The sequence below is a fragment of the Methylophaga sp. UBA1464 genome (assembly GCF_002325665.1).
In the GTDB taxonomy this organism is placed as follows: Bacteria; Pseudomonadota; Gammaproteobacteria; order Nitrosococcales; family Methylophagaceae; genus Methylophaga.
Map to the genome: position 1 here is coordinate 76,411 of NZ_DCSO01000109.1, position 868 is coordinate 77,278.

Below are 868 nucleotides of genomic sequence, written 5' to 3' on the forward strand. Positions count from 1 at the left end.
CGCACCAGTGTCGAGATGGCCGACTTACATCAATCGCCAAATATCAGTCAGCGTTATGGATTATTCCGTAGCCAAAAACAAGCGGAAAAAAAACTGCTCGATCTAATTAATGAACATCAGCTGTGTCAGAAACTATGCGGGCTGGAAAAAACCAAAAACGGCTGTTTCGGTTATCAGTTAAAAAAATGTCTGGGTGCCTGCTGTGGTGAAGAACCGTCAATACGCTACAACCTGCGTTTGCAAACTGCGTTATCGGGTATTAAAAATCAGGCCTGGCCATGGAAAGGCCCAATAGTGATTACCGAACTGCCGTCTGATGGCGATTATGAAGCGGCACATTTTCATCTGGTCGATCAATGGCTTTATCTCGGCATCGTAAAAAACCAACACGATGCCTTTGAACGATTACAGCAGCAATATGCTGAACCACAATATTTTGATCTGGATGCCTACAAAATCCAGCTACGCTTTTTGTTAAAACTTCGTCCCAAACAATTATTGATTGAAACCTTACATTTACCTGCAGAGGAGGCTTCATGATCACCACCAGGCATCGGATTTTAGGCTACGCCGGATTGCTGCCTTTCTTTGGGCTGGCCATTATGAGCTGGCTGGGATTTTTGTATGCTTTTGACTGGCTGCTGAGTTATGCCGCACTGATTTTCACCTTCCTCGGCGGACTGCTCTGGTATGTCAGCAGCATTTACGATCTGCCACGTCATGTCGTGATAGTCAGTGTGTCCACCATGTTATGGGCCTGGTGCTGGTTGTTATCTCCAACACATTATTGGTTATGGCTGGCCGCATTATCATTTATCGGTCTGCACTTATATGAACGGCAGCAACTACGCGAGATCTACTCTGCCGT

At 45.7% G+C, this 868-nt stretch carries 1 protein-coding gene and 1 pseudogene; both read left to right on the forward strand.

From position 1 onward, the window contains the following. Nucleotides 1–540 (forward strand): annotated as a pseudogene (locus B3O33_RS15060) (exonuclease); the annotation flags it as partial. Then, nucleotides 537–868: DUF3429 domain-containing protein (locus tag B3O33_RS15065; RefSeq protein ID WP_292363897.1), on the forward strand; the 332-nt coding region annotated here is incomplete at its 3' end. The pseudogene B3O33_RS15060 and the gene B3O33_RS15065, both read left to right, overlap by 4 nt.